This is a genomic window from Burkholderiales bacterium (genome assembly GCA_035518095.1).
In the GTDB taxonomy this organism is placed as follows: Bacteria; Pseudomonadota; Gammaproteobacteria; order Burkholderiales; family JAHFRG01; genus JAHFRG01.
Window position 1 is genome coordinate 1 of sequence record DATIXX010000032.1, and the last position, 17,269, is coordinate 17,269.

The 17,269-nt window shown below is 54.0% G+C and carries 19 protein-coding genes; 6 read left to right on the forward strand and 13 right to left on the reverse strand.

The genetic code is table 11. The features are described 5' to 3' along the window. The 4 genes from argS to VLV32_05715 all read left to right on the forward strand — a co-directional run. The coding region (gene argS / locus VLV32_05700) for an arginine--tRNA ligase (GenBank protein HUL41379.1) at positions 1 to 1,113 on the forward strand (1,113 nt) is incomplete at its 5' end. Between the two features lie 9 nt (positions 1,114 to 1,122). Continuing rightward, on the forward strand, positions 1,123 to 1,737 hold the full coding sequence (locus VLV32_05705; protein HUL41380.1) for an SPOR domain-containing protein: 615 nt from the start codon (positions 1,123 to 1,125) through the stop codon (positions 1,735 to 1,737). 26 nt (positions 1,738 to 1,763) lie between these two features. Next, positions 1,764 to 2,402, forward strand: a complete 639-nt coding sequence (locus tag VLV32_05710; GenBank protein ID HUL41381.1) for a thiol:disulfide interchange protein DsbA/DsbL — start codon at positions 1,764 to 1,766, stop codon at positions 2,400 to 2,402. Then, the gene (locus VLV32_05715) at positions 2,402 to 3,163 is read left to right on the forward strand and encodes an SDR family oxidoreductase (protein ID HUL41382.1); all 762 of its coding nucleotides are present in this window, start codon (positions 2,402 to 2,404) and stop codon (positions 3,161 to 3,163) included. The genes VLV32_05710 and VLV32_05715 overlap by 1 nt, the downstream gene beginning before the upstream one ends. Positions 3,164 to 3,167: 4 nt before the next feature. Here VLV32_05715 and VLV32_05720 read toward each other — a convergent pair whose 3' ends face one another. The 3 genes from VLV32_05720 to VLV32_05730 are packed head-to-tail and all read right to left on the reverse strand — an operon-like array spanning position 3,168 to position 4,922. Beyond that, entirely contained in the window at positions 3,168 to 3,428 is a 261-nt protein-coding gene (locus tag VLV32_05720) for a DUF167 domain-containing protein (protein ID HUL41383.1), read from the reverse strand. After that, positions 3,425 to 3,943 carry an O-acetyl-ADP-ribose deacetylase gene (locus VLV32_05725; protein ID HUL41384.1) on the reverse strand — a complete coding sequence of 173 codons (519 nt, stop codon included), beginning with the start codon at positions 3,941 to 3,943 and terminating at the stop codon, positions 3,425 to 3,427. The genes VLV32_05720 and VLV32_05725 overlap by 4 nt, the downstream gene beginning before the upstream one ends. A gap of 16 nt (positions 3,944 to 3,959) precedes the next feature. Then, on the reverse strand, positions 3,960 to 4,922 hold the full coding sequence (locus VLV32_05730; GenBank protein HUL41385.1) for a lipase family protein: 963 nt from the start codon (positions 4,920 to 4,922) through the stop codon (positions 3,960 to 3,962). 180 nt (positions 4,923 to 5,102) lie between these two features. Between VLV32_05730 and VLV32_05735 the strand changes: the two genes are divergently transcribed. Further along, positions 5,103 to 5,522: a secondary thiamine-phosphate synthase enzyme YjbQ gene (locus VLV32_05735; GenBank protein HUL41386.1), complete on the forward strand. Its 420-nt coding sequence runs from the start codon at positions 5,103 to 5,105 to the stop codon at positions 5,520 to 5,522. 17 nt (positions 5,523 to 5,539) lie between these two features. On the opposite strand, the gene VLV32_05740 is transcribed toward VLV32_05735, so the two are convergent. Then, positions 5,540 to 6,289 (reverse strand): metallophosphoesterase, encoded by a 750-nt coding sequence (locus VLV32_05740; GenBank protein ID HUL41387.1) that lies wholly within the window; start codon positions 6,287 to 6,289, stop codon positions 5,540 to 5,542. Positions 6,290 to 6,641: 352 nt separating this feature from the next. Here VLV32_05740 and VLV32_05745 point away from each other — a divergent pair, with 352 nt between their 5' ends. Then, on the forward strand, positions 6,642 to 6,815 hold the full coding sequence (locus VLV32_05745) for a hypothetical protein (GenBank protein HUL41388.1): 174 nt from the start codon (positions 6,642 to 6,644) through the stop codon (positions 6,813 to 6,815). Positions 6,816 to 6,962: 147 nt separating this feature from the next. Here VLV32_05745 and VLV32_05750 read toward each other — a convergent pair whose 3' ends face one another. The 9 genes from VLV32_05750 to VLV32_05790 form a co-directional block, all read right to left on the reverse strand. Further along, positions 6,963 to 7,355 (reverse strand): DoxX family protein, encoded by a 393-nt coding sequence (locus VLV32_05750; GenBank protein HUL41389.1) that lies wholly within the window; start codon positions 7,353 to 7,355, stop codon positions 6,963 to 6,965. A gap of 145 nt (positions 7,356 to 7,500) precedes the next feature. Then, a complete protein-coding gene (locus VLV32_05755) occupies positions 7,501 to 8,379 on the reverse strand; it encodes a hypothetical protein (protein HUL41390.1) in 879 nt (292 codons plus the stop codon). A gap of 321 nt (positions 8,380 to 8,700) precedes the next feature. Next, a complete protein-coding gene (locus VLV32_05760) occupies positions 8,701 to 9,525 on the reverse strand; it encodes an FTR1 family protein (GenBank protein HUL41391.1) in 825 nt (274 codons plus the stop codon). Between the two features lie 8 nt (positions 9,526 to 9,533). Beyond that, positions 9,534 to 9,854 (reverse strand): cupredoxin domain-containing protein, encoded by a 321-nt coding sequence (locus VLV32_05765; GenBank protein ID HUL41392.1) that lies wholly within the window; start codon positions 9,852 to 9,854, stop codon positions 9,534 to 9,536. A gap of 305 nt (positions 9,855 to 10,159) precedes the next feature. Then, complete coding sequence (locus VLV32_05770; protein HUL41393.1) at positions 10,160 to 11,716, reverse strand: serine/threonine-protein kinase; 1,557 nt, start codon at positions 11,714 to 11,716, stop codon at positions 10,160 to 10,162. 223 nt (positions 11,717 to 11,939) lie between these two features. Then, positions 11,940 to 13,763: a glutamine--fructose-6-phosphate transaminase (isomerizing) gene (glmS, locus tag VLV32_05775; protein ID HUL41394.1), complete on the reverse strand. Its 1,824-nt coding sequence runs from the start codon at positions 13,761 to 13,763 to the stop codon at positions 11,940 to 11,942. Between the two features lie 97 nt (positions 13,764 to 13,860). Further along, positions 13,861 to 15,216 carry a bifunctional UDP-N-acetylglucosamine diphosphorylase/glucosamine-1-phosphate N-acetyltransferase GlmU gene (gene glmU, locus VLV32_05780; GenBank protein HUL41395.1) on the reverse strand — a complete coding sequence of 452 codons (1,356 nt, stop codon included), beginning with the start codon at positions 15,214 to 15,216 and terminating at the stop codon, positions 13,861 to 13,863. Between the two features lie 42 nt (positions 15,217 to 15,258). Further along, the gene (gene glpD / locus VLV32_05785; protein HUL41396.1) at positions 15,259 to 16,773 is read right to left on the reverse strand and encodes a glycerol-3-phosphate dehydrogenase; all 1,515 of its coding nucleotides are present in this window, start codon (positions 16,771 to 16,773) and stop codon (positions 15,259 to 15,261) included. 69 nt (positions 16,774 to 16,842) lie between these two features. After that, positions 16,843 to 17,262, reverse strand: coding sequence for a F0F1 ATP synthase subunit epsilon (locus tag VLV32_05790; protein HUL41397.1), 420 nt, complete (start codon positions 17,260 to 17,262; stop codon positions 16,843 to 16,845). Positions 17,263 to 17,269 lie beyond the last annotated feature (7 nt).

A 17,269-nucleotide genomic window follows, 5' to 3' on the forward strand; every position in this document is an offset into this window, starting at 1 on the left:
CAGCTCGTCGACAGTCAAGGTAAGCGGTACGTACGAGAAGCGAGCGATTTATTGCGAGGTGTGGCAGAAGCGCAGGCCGACCCCGAAGTGCATTTAGACGGCCTGATCGCCAACGCCAAAAAACTGCTCGGCAAAGACTACGCTGATATTCACCGCTTTGTCCTGACCGAGCAATTGAATGATTGCCGCGACGATCTTTCGGAATTTGGGGTGACTTTCGACGCGTGGTTTTCTGAAAAGTCGCTGTTCGACTCGGGACAGGTGGAACACACCATCGAACTGCTCGAGAAAAAAAAGCAAATCTATGCTAAAGACGGTGCCAAGTGGTTCAGTTCCAGCAAATTCGGAGATGAAAAAGACCGCGTAGTGCTGCGCGAAAACGGTGAGTTCACTTACTTCGCCGGCGATATCGCGTACCACCTCGATAAGTTTGAACGCGGGTTCGAACGCGTGATCGATATCTGGGGAGCGGACCACCACGGGTATGTGGCGCGCCTCAAGGGCGCATTGCAGGCTCTCGGGTTCGATGCGGACAGGCTGACCGTAGCGCTTGTGCAATTCGCGGTGCTCTACCGTAGCGGCAAGAAAGTCTCGATGTCCACCCGCGCCGGCGAATTCGTAACGCTTCGCGAACTGCGGCAGGAAGTCGGTAACGACGCCGCCCGCTTTTTCTACGTGTTGCGCAAAAGCGACCAGCATCTCGACTTTGACCTCGACCTTGCAAAATCGCAAAGCAACGAAAACCCGGTTTACTACGTGCAGTATGCGCATGCCCGGATTTGCAGCGTACTGGAGGAATGGGGCGGAGATGAGGCGAAGCTCAAGCTTGCAGACATGGCTCCGTTAACCAGCGCCCACGAGCTTGCGCTGCTGCAGCGCTTGATCGAATACCCTGAAATCGTTGAAGGCGCAGCGCGGGACTTTTCTCCGCACCTTATCGCGTTTTATCTCAAAGAACTGGCCGCCGAATTTCACAGCTATTACAATGCAACGCGGTTTCTGGTGCCGGAAGCACAAATCAGGAATGCGCGTCTGGCGCTGGTAGCTGCAGTCCGGCAGGTCTTGCGCAACGGGCTTGGCCTGGTAGGTGTAAGCTGTCCCAAAAAAATGTAGGATATGCAGGTGTCTAGGGATTACAAATCCGATTCTATCGTGTCGAATTCGGGCAATACTACCAGCGCATTTTTTCTCGGCCTTTTTGTCGGGCTGATTCTCGGTTTGACTACCGCTTTGGTCGTTGCGTGGTACGTCAACAAAGTGCCCAGCCCTTTTTTGAGCCATGAAAAAACCACGCCGAGCTTGCCCGGCCCCGAATCGAAAATCCCACCGCCCGTTCAGCAAGCCGCACCCAAGCCAGAGGAAAAACAAGCCAAGGTGCCGGCGAAGGAAAAACCGCGCTTCGATTTTTACAAAATCCTCCCGGGAATTGAGGAACCGGTGACTGAAAAAGAATTGAAACAGACCGCGAAACAGCCCGGCGCGTCCAAGGATGTTTATTATTTGCAGGCAGGCGCTTTTCAAGATATGTCCCAAGCGGACAACCTGAAGGCCAAGCTCGCGTTAATTGGCGTTGAAGCCAAGATACAAAGCGCCACGTTGGGTGATAAAGGCGTATGGCACCGGGTTCGGGTCGGACCCTACACCAACGTGGACGACCTCAACCGGATGCGCGCTAACTTGAAGCAGAACGGCATCGATACCAGCCTGATCAAGGTTCACCCAACCCCCGCAGGGTAGCGGGTAGAAATCAACAGGAGATGTGAATGAAACGAATGCAGTGTTTTCTTTTCTTGTGCGCGCTTTTTTTCGCGAATACCGCCTTCGCTGCCACTCCAGTAGCGATGAAAGACTATCGTACGTATGTACCGCCCCAACCCACCGAGAGCGGTAACAAAATCGAGGTCATCGAATTTTTCTACTACGGCTGCCCGCATTGCTTTGCCCTTGAGCCTTATATCAATAAATGGCTGAGCAACGCTCCGAAGGACGTAGCCTTCCGCCGCATCCCCGCAGTGTTTAGCAATGACTGGATACCTCTTGCCAAAACTTTTTACGCCCTGGACGCCCTTGGCGAGCTTAATCGATTAAACGACGCCGTGTACGTCGCCATTCATGTCAAACACATCGATCTAAGCCAGGAGCAAACTTTGTTTGACTGGGTAGCGCAACAGGGCATAGATCGCAAGAAATTCGCAGATGTTTACAATTCCTTTTCGGTAAAAAACCGGGCGGAGTTTGCAAAAACATTGACTTCGACTTACGCGATAGAGGGGACGCCGTCACTAGTAGTCGACGGTAAATACCTCACTTCGCCGTCAATGACCGGCTCGTATCAAAACGTCATGCAGGTGCTCGAACAGCTGATAAACATGGCGCGGCAGGAGCGTTCTTCTAAACACTGATGGCGGTTAAAGTGGTGATTACTGGTGCGACGAGCGGCATCGGCGAAGCGCTGGCGCGCGAATACGCGAAACAGGGCGCGACCCTGGCCTTGATTGCGCGGCGTGGGCAGGTTCTTGCCCAGCTTAAAGATTCGCTTTCCACCACCTGCTTCACTTACGTAGCAGATGTCCGGGATACGCGGGCAATGCAACAGGCAGCTGCCGATTTCGTCGAGGAGCGCGGTTGTCCCGATGTGGTGATCGCCAATGCCGGGATAAGCCGCGGCACCCTTACTGAATGCCCGCAAGATTTGGAGGCGTTCGAGGCCATTCTCGATACCAATGTCGCAGGCATGTTGAAAACATTTCACCCTTTCCTGGACGGCATGCGGCGGCAAAGGCACGGTATGCTTGTGGGGATTGCCAGTATCGCCGGATTCCGCGGGTTGCCCGGCGCAGGAGCTTATTCGGCTTCCAAAGCGGCAGCGATCCGCTATCTGGAAAGCCTGCGGGTGGAGCTGCGCGGCAGCGGGGTAGGAGTGCTGACGGTTTGCCCGGGTTATATTGCGACGCCAATGACTGCGAACAACCCGTACCCGATGATGTTTATTATCAGCGCGGAACAAGCCGCGAGAAAAATCGTCCGCGCCATAGAACGCCGCAGGAAATTCTTGATCATTCCGTGGCAAATGGCGATTCTCGGTCGAATTTTTAGTATTCTTCCGCTCTGGCTTTACGACCGTGCGCTCTCAAAAGCGCCGCGCAAGCCGCGAGACTTTTAGCTTTTCAATTTGCCGCAAGCCGGTGTTTAACGTCCAGCTCGCTCAGTTCGCTGATTTCCACCAGTTTTCTTGCCGAGCCGAAGCCAGACACGACACGCACATTTTGCTTGGGCAACCCAAGCTTGGCGGCGATTACTTCCTGCGCAGCGCGGTTGGCTTTGCCTTTCTCCGGAGCGGATTTCACGCAGACCTTAAGGGTATCGCCGATCCATCCCGCAATGCTGGCACGCGACGACCTGGGCACGACTTTGATTTTGAGCTTCATCGTTTTTCCGCCAATTCCTGCAAATAAGCCCGATAGACCAGCTCGTCAAAACACACGAAATGCACCATCTGCAACGATGGCCAAGCCTGCAAGGCGATCGTGGTTTCGGCAACCGCTATAGCACAGGCCTGCGCGACGGGGTAAGCATATACGCCGCAGCCGATCGCGGGAAAAGCAATGGATTTAACTCCGTGCTCATACGCAAGTTTGAAACTTTCGCGATAACATGAAGCCAACAATGCCGGCTCGCCGCTTTGGCCGCCTTGCCACACCGGACCAACTGTATGAATAACGTGGCGGGCTTTCAGGCGGTAGCCTTTAGTGATTTTAGCCAAGCCCGTGCTGCAACCACCCAGCGTGCGGCATTCGGCCAGCAGTTGCGGTCCCGCCGCGCGATGAATGGCGCCGTCAACGCCGCCACCGCCCAGTAGCGAATTATTGGCGGCATTTACTATTGCATCCACATCAAATGAAGTTATATCTCCCTTTAATACTTTGATGCGGTGGTCCGTCATCGCTTACCTTCTTATCTCATGTCAGTTTTCGGACATATTCAATGATCCGGTGATTCGAGAAAATTTTTGGACGCAGGCCGCCTGCCACCCAGTCAAAAGGTAAGATCATGAATAGGAGCCCAACGCATGTGATCACCGAACCGGCAACAAACAGCAAGTGAGCTTTCCTCCCGTCGGTACAGCTCCCTTTCCGTGTCAAGTAGACCAGGGTGCCGAAATGGCGAAAACCCCAGAATGCAGACGGCACTCTGGGCACGATATCGGTGGAATTCACGATTCTAAAGACCGGTATGTTCCTGCGGTCAAGCGCGCGCGCAAGTTCCGAATCGGCGACGCGAGGACAGCCGAATGTATATAGCATTGCGGGAGGCCGCGGGCATGCGGCAAGACATGCAAGCGCGCCGCCCAGGCTGTGTCCGGTCATGAACACCGGAATATCGCGCCAGCTATTTTCTTCAATAATATCGTAAAGCGCATCGCTTATCCCTTTTGCCCCGTACCATCTTGGCGCTTGCATTTGCCCCTTGGGAGCGAATCCGTCAATGGCTACGCCCCACGCGACTTTCAACGCATAAATGAATCCGGTGTGGGCCCGATATGAAACGCGGTCCGTTTCCGAAGCAGTCAGTACCGGATACAGCTCATCCGGCAATGTCGATTTGAAGATTGCCACATCGGTCAGAATGTCTGCCCAGTCCTTTTCAGTGCCGCGAAACGCGAGCACCGCAAATTGCCCCAGGCCGGAAGTGCCGGGGTGCGAAGCCAAGTAGCCCTGTGTCGCAAGCGTGTCGAAGAAGATCACGAATTCAAATCCCGCATTCGCGAGCTCGTCGTACACGCGACGCTTGTTTTCGTATGCCAATCTGGAACATTCAGCGAGCCACCAGGCAATGTCCCTATCAAAGCCTTTGCGCGTTGGATTGAAATCCGGCCGCACTTTGCCCGCTTTCTGAAAGTAAGACGAGCCTGCGTTGGTCATGCGATCTCCGGCTGCGCGTTGAATGCCGCCTGCTTACGGCAGGCAGTTCTTGCCGCTGGAAATGCAAAGCAAACATTTCCAGGGTATTGCTTTCTGCGGCGTGTACGGGTTAAGTTTAGGGCTCTCATATATTTTAACCCGTCAGTCAAAAACCGCCATGCCCCGCTGCGGAGGAACAAAATGAAAACCTATCGCCATGAACTGCTGTTCAAAACACCGTCCAAGGAGGCGTTCATCAACATTACGCCTCAAATCGAGGAAGCCTTGAAGGCAAGCGGCGTCAGGGAAGGTCTGGTGTTGGTGAACGCGATGCACATCACTGCTTCGGTTTTTATCAATGATGATGAACGCGGTTTGCACAGCGACTTCACGCGCTTTCTGGAGGGGCTGGCGCCGCACGACCCGATCAAGCAATACCGCCATAACGATACTGGCGAGGATAATGCCGACGCGCATATCAAGCGCCAGTTATTTGGTCGGGAAGTCGTCGTGGCGGTGACCGCCGGGAAATTAGACTTTGGTCCGTGGGAGCAGATTTTCTATGGCGAATTTGACGGTCGCCGTCCGAAACGGGTGCTGGTGAAAATTATCGGGGAGTAGTCTTTGACGGCCGACGCCTAAATTTCCACCACCAGCCCGGGGTCAAATTTCTTGTTGAGTCTAAGGCCATGGTACCCGCGCGGGTTACACACCACATGCGTACCCGCTATTTCATAGTCGAATTTGCTGTGCGTCTGGCCGTGCACCCAGAGCGTGATGGGCTTGCCCATAAGGTATTCCAAGCGGTTGAAATAGGCAGCGTCCGCATGCGTGCGGTCGTCCAGGAATTCGGTCGCAATAGATTGAATAGACGGGGCGTGATGGGTGATCACAACGGTCTTGCCGTCAAACGGCTCATCGAGTTTCTTCCGCAGCCACGCTTTGAATTCCGCGTGCTTTTTTTGGGTATCCTCGGGACGTAATTTGCGAAGGCCCATCCCGGCCCTGATTTCGCGGTAATCACTTATCCTGCGGCGCGCATCGGACATGGCCAGCTTAAGATTGCCGGTGGCCGAGAAATCCGTCCAGCAGGTACCTCCCAAGAAGCGGACGTTGTTCTGAATAGCTTCATCGCATTCAAGCACGTGTACTTTCGTGCCAGCGGCTTTTTGCTTGAGCCGCTGCACCGTGCGATCAATGTGCCCCCCATAGAACTCGTAGTTACCCGGAACATAATAGACAGGCACTGAGAAATGCTTCACAGCCCAGTCGATACCGCCTTCTTTTACATGAATGTCCCCGGCAAGAATGACCGCATCCGCGCCGGTTTGAGGCGGCACAAATTCGCCTAGCTCGACGTGCAGGTTGCTAAGGATATGCAGCTTCATGTTCTCGCCAGAATTGCTTTCAGTTCACTTGAAGCCACAGTTTATCTCGGGACACGATTTGCCGTAAGCCCCTACACACGGTATGGTGCGCCGAACAACGGCGTTCAGTCACTCTCGCGCGATCCCGGAGCCTCTGAAGGCAGTCTTGGGCTACAGCGCCCGCAAAAAAGCCTAAAAATCTATCCAGGTCTAGTTTAATTCTTTTTTGCCAATGATCGATCTCAGATAACCGGCACGATTAGGGTATTCTATTGCTAATATTCTGGCTTGCGGGGTATTCACATGTTGCGAATCTTATCCAAAAGATTGACAGGTGTATCGCATAGCGCGTTAAGTCTCTCGGAGAAATAATATGCTAAGCCTTGTATTATCGACGATAGCCTTCTTTGTCGCGGGCTATTACTTCCGGCGCTATCTGGACGATATGGGCATGCCAAAAGGCATGACACGCAATCTCTTGATATTCTGCTTGGCGTTCGTGGTATCTTCCGGCGTCGCGTATATCGTCACCTGGGCCGCTTCCTGACCGCGTAGATATGCAGTTATGATTGCCCTAATTCGCACGTCCGTCCGCAATATTCCGACCTGGGGCAGGGACCCGCAAGTGAAGATGAACCGTGTGGCGACTTCTCGCAGCTGCAATGGCGCCATTGCCTAGAGCCTAAACTTAACTTCATCCTTTCCGGATTTGATCAATACTCCATACGCCACCCCCGGCAACCGACAGGTAAAGAAATACAAAGCAATACAGCACCGCCAACTCACCGTGGTTGAGCGCGGGATAGATGCCCTGTGGGGCGTGCGCAATGAAATACGCGAAGGCCATTTCTCCGGACAGAATGAACGCAACCGGTCGGGTGAACAGGCCCAACAGAACCAGAAAGCCGCCGAAGAGCTCGAGAACACCGGCAAATCCAATGAGCGAAAGCAGCTTAAGCTCGGCGAAAGCCGGAGAAGGTGGAAAAGCTAGGAGTTTCATTGATCCGTGCTCCATGAAGAGCAATGCAGTGACGATGCGCAGAACACTGAGCAGACGCGGCGACCAGCGCATGTACAATGTATCCATCCCGGACATACCTCCCCTTCGGTCAGAAATAATTCAAGTACTCTAGCACAACGCCTCGATTTTCATGCCCATCACTGGAAATTGAATGGCGCCGATCCTCAGTCGCCCCGCATCCGCATCGGGTCGCAGCGTCCTTAAATCGGCGTCAGAATTCGTATTCGATCTGAGCACGTAAATTCTGGCTGGGCGCGTTGTTCGACTTCACAAACAGAAATGCCGCGTTATACCGGATCGACTGGCGGCCTCCCAAAGCAAATTTTCCAAATATGGCGGGCCCCATGCGATGCTGTGGCGAAGGCTCGTCAATAGCATCCCAACTGTTCCAACTCCCCACATCGCCGAATCCCTGAAAACCGAATTCAATCTTTGGCTGCCACCGGTATTTGGCCTGCCACTGATAACCGTATTCCGCGCGCTGCGAGGAATGACTTCCAAAAATTTGTGTAAGCAGAAAATTGGCGTTTAGTTGCACTTTGCCCACATCTTTTTGAAAAAGTGGGCCGGCGACTACTTGATATCCTCCCTGGAGATCGTTTGGTTTCTCGATCTCCACTATCAAGCCCATATCTAGAGGATATTGGCCGGGTTCTGTCAGCTGAAATTTGTTTTCCCACTCCCAGGCATCGAAATGCGCTCCGCGATCGCTGGTATCCTGAAATACCGAATAAAATTCGGTAAACCAGCTTTGCGTCAGCCCAAAACCAAAACCTATGGAGGCGGCGCTGGTCCGGCCTTCGTCGGACTGCTTCCATGTACCTAATTTGAGATCTATCTCACGTTCGCCATACTCAACGGCCGGCAGAAATATATAGTCGTTTGGCTCGCCGGCGGCTGCGGCCAGCGGAATAACTGCAAATACTAAGGCGCACGCAATCTGGCGACAGCGCGTCGAGCTTACACTTTTAGTGTGCTCAATAAAGAGGGGTGGCCGGGTCCCGGCGTTTACGATAGATCCTCCAGGTTGAGCGGCGATTTTCAAAGCCGACAAGAAAAAGCCGCCAAATAATTTGGCTTGATTTAACACAGCCAGCCTCCCTCTCTGATGCGGCATGGATCGTATTACTGGCTGGCTGCTTTGTGCCGGTGACGGCGTGGCTGGCTGGCTAAAATGGACGCGTCTGCAAATATTAGACTACTTTGTGAGTATCAACTTTCCTGACGCAGTGATCCTCAAACGGTATTCTTGGCGACCGTGCTGTATGATGATTAGGCGCTTGCCTTTCATAAGTTGCCCGCTCGCAATTTTGATTGCGTTATCCGCGCCAGGTGCCTGTGGGTATCGTGTCTCCGCATCAATCGTGCTCATGGTATACCGATCCCGAACGTTTTCTGGACGCTGGCACGCTTACGCGAGTACCGGCCGGCGTGGTGCCGAACCGAGCAGCCGCATCAGGACAAATATCGTGGTAAGCGTACCCAGATAGACCAAAAGCTGGAGTTCGGTCGGCCGGTCCGTATAGCCGACCAAGGTATGCAAAACTTTGCCGAGGATGCTGTCGTCGGCAAGGAAATTCGAGGTATCCCAAAGTGTCCTAGCAAAAGGCCTCACGACGCCCGCGATTTGCAGAAAAGCGACCGCCTGAGCTGCCATACCAGCAGCGAGTAACGCGATCAACCAGCTAGTCACAGAAAAAAGATAACGGACCGGAATGCGCAGCAACCCGTTATACATAACTAGCGAGACGCTTGCGCCGAGCAGTACCCCCGCCACGCCTCCGACCGCCATAGCCAAAGGAGTATCTTTACTGGAAACAGCAATGCCGTAGAGGAACAGCACTACCTCGGAACCCTCGCGCAGCACTGCGATGCCGACGACAATGGAGAGTGCGGCCATGGTACGACTGCCGGAAGCAACGGCCTCGCCGACCGCCTTCACCGCCGCCGCAATCGCGCGACCGTGGCGCGCCATCCAGACATTGTGCCAAGCCAGCATGACTACGGCGACCAGCAGGATCACCGCGTTGAAGAGTTCTTGACCCGATCCGGCAAATGCGTTGCCGATCGCTCCCGCGAAGGCTGCCACCAGGCATGCGCCAGCGATGCCTCCGGCAATCCCGTAGCTGATCCAGAGTCCACGCATCGCAACGCCCCGCGTAGCAGCGAGCACAATGCCTACTACCAGGCCAGCCTCAATGACTTCCCGGAAAACGATAATGAGCGCCGCGATCATCAAGTTTCCTATTCAACAATAATCACGCCTTTGGCGCTATCCGAATGGAACTCACCGATGAACGGATATTGGCCGGGCGTCAGGGGCCCGATGTAAACAGGAGCCGTAAAATTCGCGGGGATAACCTTTTCACGATTTAACGCGTGACTGTCGAATTCCTCTGCAGATGAGTCTCGATTCTCTATCATGAGCCGGACTCTCTTCCCAGCGGGAACACGCAGTTGTGCGGGTTCAAATCGGTGATCGTGGATTGTTAGCTTGTATTGGAGATCTTCCGCAAACGCCATTGCAGGTACGACCAGGAAAAAAATGACTAGCAGCAACCGCACGATGCGCAATCTCCTAGATGGAAACTTTAACGTAATGATAATAATTCTTATTTAAAATTGCAATTAATTCCTTTAGCTCAATACAAATACAAGATAATATATGCATGATCAAGCACTTACGCGATGACATAATGGCAGCTATTTCAAGAGTCGGGAACAAAATTAAGGCAAAATCTTCCTGCAGTGCAATAGATATTATCAAAACCCTACTGTCGATGCAGGCTTATTTAGACGATTCACCAATGAGAACAATTGCGCTTTAATCATCGCGCGGCCCAATCTTGCAAGCTTTTCCTCACCAGGCTTTAGCCTTCCGGCGGTTCAAATTGAGCCTTTACAATTGTCGACTGATTTTCTTCGACATTGACTCTGAACACCTGCGCATACGGGGGAATCCTGCTTCTTATCACAACACGGTGCCTACCCGGTGTGACGGCAAGCTTTTTAAGAGGCGGGGAAATTCCTACTTTGGATCCATCGACAAAAATCTCGCCTCTCGGTGTTACGTCGAAGCTCAGGTAGCCCACTTCACTCACCGCGACCGCCGGTGCCGTGCTCATTTTGCCGCTTTGTGCGATTGCAGGTGTTCTGTTCCCGGGGTGAGTGGTCGAAGAGAGCGAGGATTCTGGCTCGCGGGCAGTGCTACCGGGCAACTCGCGTTTGGCGCCTGGTATGCTCAGGTTCCCGGTCAAACGCTTTTCATAGCTCGGCCACCATTCGACGAAAATTACATATAGAGCCACTGCCAGTAGAGCGAACCAACTTAAGGCAACAAGAAGCGTTTTTCTTTTGGAACCTTGCCCCGCGGAGTGTTTTAATTGCCGTTCCCTGCCTTTTGTGCCTGGCAATTCAATGATCGGATATGCACGATCCGTCTGGCTGGCGGAGTTTTTTGTTTGAGACGCTGGCGGAAGCACAGTTTCTTTTCTGGCATTAGGCACTAATTCGATGGTCTTTGCCCCCGTATCCATCCTGCGGGTTGCCCTACGTTCCAATGTCTTCTGTGGTGGCCATTTGACTTGCGCCAGCTGCGAGGGGGCCGGTGACAAGGTTTTGTAATGCCTTAGATCACGCGCAAGCTCGCTTGCTTTCTGGTACCGGTTTTCGGGAAGCTTAGCCAACGCCTTGGAAATTATGAAATCAAATACCACGGGGATCCGCTTATTGATTTTCAGAATATCAGCCGGCGTTTCATTTATGATCCGGTACATTATGGTGCTGATGGAATCCCCGTCGAACGGCGTTTTCCCTGTCACCATCTCATATAAAACTATTCCCAGCGAAAAGATATCGGATCGGCCGTCGACGGCTTTACCTACGATTTGTTCCGGCGACATGTATTTCGGCGAACCGAGAATCGTTCCGGTCTCGGTCTTTGAACCAGTTGGCAGGTGGGCAATGCCGAAGTCGGTGATCTTCACCTGGCCGGTTTTCGTGATCATGATATTCGCGGGTTTGATATCGCGATGCACGATGCCATGCTCCTGCGCATAGGCTAGGCCTTCCGCAATTTGTGCGCCGATCTCGCTGATCCGGTCAAACGACATGCTTGTACCTGCCTTGAGAATTTCGCGCAGGGACTGACCTTCCAGGTATTCCATTGCAATATAGGCTGTATGTTCGGTTTCGCCCGCGTCATAAATAGTGACTATGTTGGGATGATTGAGGCGGCCAGCCGACTTCGCTTCACGATAGAAACGCTCTTCAAAGTCCTCGAACTCGTCTTTTGGCAAATCCAAGTTGATCGCCTTGATAGCCACGGTGCGCTCGATCACCGGGTCAACCGCTTTGTAGACGGTACCCGTAGTGCCGTGCCCCAGCTTCGATTGAATTTCGTAACGACCTAACTTTTGAATTGCCACGGGAATTTCACCGCTAATTTTCGCGCAAGATCGGGGTCGGGAAGAAATTACAAGATACGAATTTTAGCGGAATTTACTACTCCGCGATATGTCGCGTTTCTCATCTTTTTCGCTATGCTTCGATACATTATGCAACGACGGGGAGGCGGGCGATCGAACCAAAAATATTGGCGTTGGGGAAGGAAGTTCCAAAGTAGAAGTTCAGCGTCGCCGAATGCGGCTGCTATTCCACGGTCACCGACTTCGCGAGATTGCGCGGCTTATCGACGTCGGTGCCTCGGTGCAGTGCAGCGTGATACGCGAGGAGCTGCAGCGGTACAACGTGCAGAATCGGACTCAAATAGCCCGCATGCTCCTGCATGCGAATGACGTGTATTGCCTCGTCTTCCTGGACATGCGAGTCCGCGTCTGCGAACACATAAAGCTCGCCACCACGCGCGCGTACCTCCTGCAAATTCGACTTGAGTTTTTCCAGCAACACGTCGTTGGGTGCCACCGCGACGACCGGCATGTCCCTGTCCACCAGCGCGAGCGGCCCGTGTTTCAGCTCTCCAGCCGGATACGCTTCCGCATGAATGTAAGAAATTTCTTTGAGCTTAAGTGCGCCTTCCATGGCAATTGGATGATGGATACCCCGCCCCAGGAACAGCGCATGCTGTTTGGCCGCGAATCGCGCTCCCCATTCCGACACCTGATTTTCCAATCCCAGCACGTTTTGCACCGCGCTCGGCAGGTGCCGCAGGGCAGCCAGCCACTCGGATTCACGCTTTTCAGAGAGACGTCCATGCTGCTTGCCCAGTATCATCGCGAGCATGAACAGCGCGACGAGCTGGGTAGTGAAGGCCTTGGTCGAGGCAACTCCGATTTCAGGTCCTGCACGAGTCATGTATCTTAGCCCCGATTCCCGCACTAGAGCCGATTCTGGAACGTTGCATATGCAAAGCGTGTGCATGTGGCCCAGCGATTTTGCGTGCTTGAGCGCGGCCAGCGTGTCAGCAGTCTCGCCGGATTGTGATATGGCGATCACCAGCGCATCGAGATTCGGCACGGTGTCGCGGTAGCGGTATTCACTTGCCACCTCGACATTGCACGGAATTCCTGCAAGACCCTCGAGCCAATAACGGGCAACAAGACCGGCATGATAGCTGGTGCCGCAAGCGATTATCAGAACGCTTTTAACGCGCGCCAGAGTGTGTGCGGCGCCGGGCCCAAATATTTCGGGAGCAAGCATCGCACCCATCCCTTCCAGCGTGTCGGAAATTGCCTGCGGCTGCTCGTGTATCTCCTTCTCCATATAGTGATGATAGTTGCCGAGTTCCGCCGCTTCCGGATTCAGTTCGCTCAAGTGCACCTCGCGCTTCACCGTGTTACCGCTGGCGTCAATCACGCGGAAAGCGGATAAGCTGACGTCGGCAATATCGCCCTCTTCCAGATAAACGATTTTCTGCGTCACGGGCAAAAGCGCAGATACGTCCGAAGCGATGAAGTTTTCCCGACTGCCTAAGCCCAGTAGAAGCGGACTGCCTTTGCGCGCGCAAATCAGCCGCTGCGGCTCGCTGGAATCGACCACCCCTATGGCGTATGCGCCTTTTAATTCCGCTAGCGCGCGGCGCGTCGCATCCAGCAAATCCCTGCTCTTGCGGAAATGAAAGTGAATCAAATGCGCGATAACCTCGGTATCGGTTTCGGATGCAAATTCGTATCCCAGCGTTTTAAGTTTCTCGCGCAAAGCCTCGTGATTCTCTATGATTCCATTGTGCACCACCGCCAATGTGTCCCCGCTCACATGCGGATGCGCGTTACGCTCGGTGGGGGCACCATGAGTTGCCCATCGCGTATGGGCGATGCCCAACTGCCCGTGGACCTTTTCCTTCTGCGCCTGGCTGCTCAATTCGGCCACACGCCCCACGCTGCGAATGCGCTTCAATCCGCCGTTTACCACCGCGAGCCCTGCCGAATCGTAGCCGCGATATTCCAGGCGTCTTAGCCCCTCTAGCAAAATAGGCACTACGTCACGTTGAGCTATGGCGCCCACTATTCCGCACATTTCAAAGGCCCCGTGAATTGTGAAAAGTGAAAAGTGAAACGAAACAGGCAAGCAAGACCGTACGGTTTCGGCAACGCGGGTTTTGACGTTTCACGTTTCACCGTTCATGTTTCCCTTTTTTCTGTGGACGTTTCCATCCGCGAACGGAAATCTGCTTGACACGCGACAGCGTGAGCTCGCCCGCCGGCGCGTCCCGCGTCACGGTAGTGCCAGCGCCGATAGTTGCGCCTTTGCCGATCGTGACGGGCGCCACAAGCTGGGTATCCGAGCCGATAAATACGTTGTCCTCAATCACAGTACGCAGCTTATTGGCGCCGTCGTAATTGCAGGTTATGGTACCGGCGCCAATATTGACATCCTTACCCACCGTAGCATCGCCTACGTAACTTAAGTGATTGGCCTTGCTTCGATTGGCGACACGGCTGTTTTTCATTTCGACGAAATTGCCGACATGCACCCCGTCTTCCAGCACCGTTCCGGGGCGGATGCGCGAATAGGGTCCGATGCGGCAGTCTCTACCAATTTGTGCGCCATCGATCACGCAATATGGCAGAAGTTCCGTGCTTGCGGCGACCTTTACATTCTTAAGCACGCAATACGCCCCTACTTTAACTTCATTGCCCAGGGCCACTGTGCCTTCGAAGATACAGCCGACGTCGATATTCACGTCTGTGCCGCACAGGAGCTCGCCGCGAATATCAATGCGTTCGGGGTCAGCAAGCGTAACGCCGCGCTCGAGCAATAGCCTCGCCCGTTGCCGCTGATATTCGCGCTCAAGCTCAGCGAGCTGCAGTTTACTGTTGACACCCAGCGTCTCCCAAAAATGTTTCGGCTGAACTGCAGAAACTTTGGCTCCATCTTTAATCGCCAGTGCCACGATGTCGGTGAGATAGTATTCTTGCTGAGCGTTGTTGTTGTTCAGGCGGCTTAGCCAATTGTGCAGCGGCAAGTTTGGGATCGCCATAATGCCGGTGTTGACTTCCCGGATTTCCCGCTCGGACGCTGTCGCGTCTTTGTCTTCGACGATGCGTGATATTTTGCCATACGCATCGCGCACAATGCGCCCGTAACCGGCGGCTTCCTGTAGCTGCACTGTCATTATCGTGAGCTGTCCCGACCTCAGCATCCGCCTAAGGGTGTCCGCCGCAATTAATGGCACATCGCCATACAGTACGAGCGTGACGCCATTCTTGTCCAAATGCGGCAATGCTTTCTTTAGCGCATGACCGGTGCCCAGCTGCGGCTTCTGCTTGACCAGAATCACATCGGCGCCTTTGAACTGATCGGGCACCCTGCCGCCACCATACACTACGCAAAGCTTCGCGGGTTTCAGCGCGCGTGCAGTATCCAGCACATGCTGCAACAGCGGTTTGCCGGCAAGCGTGTGAAGCACCTTTGGCAAATGCGAGCGCATGCGCTTGCCTTTCCCGGCAGCGAGTACGACGATATTCAACATGGTCTTATCGGCAGATTATGGCACAACGAACAGTGGATTTCAGCGTAGCCCAGCACCGGCAAGTTTTCTGAAAACATAGCGCTCTAATGCCTGTTTCTGCGCGCCGCTAAGGAAAAGACCGGTTTTAGTTCTGCGCCATAGAATATCGTCTGCACTCCGCGCCCATTCATGTTCGATGAAGTAATCAACTTCGCGGCTGAATAGTCCCGCGCCGAAATCCTTCCCCAAGTCGGATATTTCAAATGTGTCCTGCAACAGGCCGCGGACCAAACTGCCGTGCCGCCGGGCGAGGTCCCGTAAAAGCACGGGCGGCAAATGTGGATAGGCATTTTGCAAACCGAATAGAAACTGCTCGAAATCTGCCCCGGGAATATCGCCTCCCGGCAAAGGCTGCCGCGCGGTCCAGGGCGATTTTATAGATAACAACCAGGGCGAAAGAAGCCGAAGCGCAGTTTCAGCGAGCTTGCGGTACGTCGTGATCTTCCCGCCGTACACGGATAGCAGCGGCAGCTGACCGTTGTCGTCCGCTTCCACTATAAGCCTATAATCGCGGCTCACGTCGGATGGATTTGGATTCCCGTCGTCATAAAGCGAGCGCACGCCGCTGTAATGCCACACCACTTCGGAGGGATGAATCCTGCCTACAAAATAATGATTCACCGCGTCGCAGAGGTACTCGATTTCGGCATTTGATGCGCTTGCCGTTCTGGGGTCGCCCTGGAAAGGAATGTCGGTAGTGCCAATCAAAGTAAATTTTTCCTGAAACGGAATGGCGAACACGACGCGTTGATCATAATTCTGCAGAAGATAAGCGTGATTCCCCTGGTACGGTCGCGGTATCACGATATGACTGCCTTTCACCAGTCGGACTTTGTGCTCGGTCTTCTGTGCAATGACCTCTTCAAATAACGAGTGAACCCAGGGACCTGCGGCGTTGACCACGGCTTTGGCCTTCACTTCAGTGCGCCCGCGCTCACGCTCCAGTGTTGCTTGCCAAAATTTTCCATTGCGCCTGGCCGAAATGCAACGCGTGTATGGCAGGATGCGTGCGCCCAGGTCTTGAGCGCCGCGCATGTTTGCTATCACGAGCCTCGCATCGTCCACCCGACAATCGGAATAAACAAAGCCCTTATTAAACTGATCTCGTAGTGGGGCGCCGTACCGGCTCTGACGCAAATCTACCGCGCGGGATGCCGAAAAGGTCCCCGTGCCTCCCAGATGATCGTAAAGTAACAGACCCAAGCGCAACATCCAGGCCGGTCGCATTGTTCTCGCACGGGGCAAAACGAACTCAGTTGGGGAGACGAGGTGCGGGGCGCTTTTTAGCAGTACCTCGCGCTCGCTTAAGGCCTCCTTTACCAAGCGCAGGGCGTACTTTTCTAGGTAACGCAGTCCGCCGTGAATAAGTTTGCTGCTCGCCGAACTGGTGGCGCCACCCAGATCCCCTTGTTCGCAGAGCAGAACAGCCAGACCCCGGCCCGCCGCATCGCGAGCAATGCCTGCGCCGTTGATACCGCCACCGATAATCAGTAGGTCAACCGTATCCTGCGCCATGCGCGCAAAGCCGGGGGGCAAACCGGGACTGCCTTGGCAATGGTAACGAGCGTATTGGCGGCAAGAAAACTATTTCTTGCGCAGCCTGCGGATCGCGGCGAGCTGGGCCGCGAGCGATGCCACCTCGGCCTCGACCATCGCCACTTCCTGCTTATCTTTGGCGGTAGTACGCGCTTCCTCGGCTTGCTTGATGGCTTCCAATGCCTTCGCTTCGTCCAGATCCTTACCGCGGATCGCAGTATCAGCCAGCACGGTGATCAGCTTCGGCTGCACCTCGAGAATTCCTCCCGCCACAAACACCAACATTTCTTCTTCCTGGTTCGGGATCTTCACGCGTACCGTACCCGGTTTGATGCGGGTCATAAGCGGCGCATGATGCGGATATATACCGAGTTCGCCCAATTCGCCGGGAAGTACTACAAATTCAGCGTCACCCGAAAAAATGAATTCTTCGGCACTGACAATATCTACGTGTATAGTATGAGCCATCCCAAAT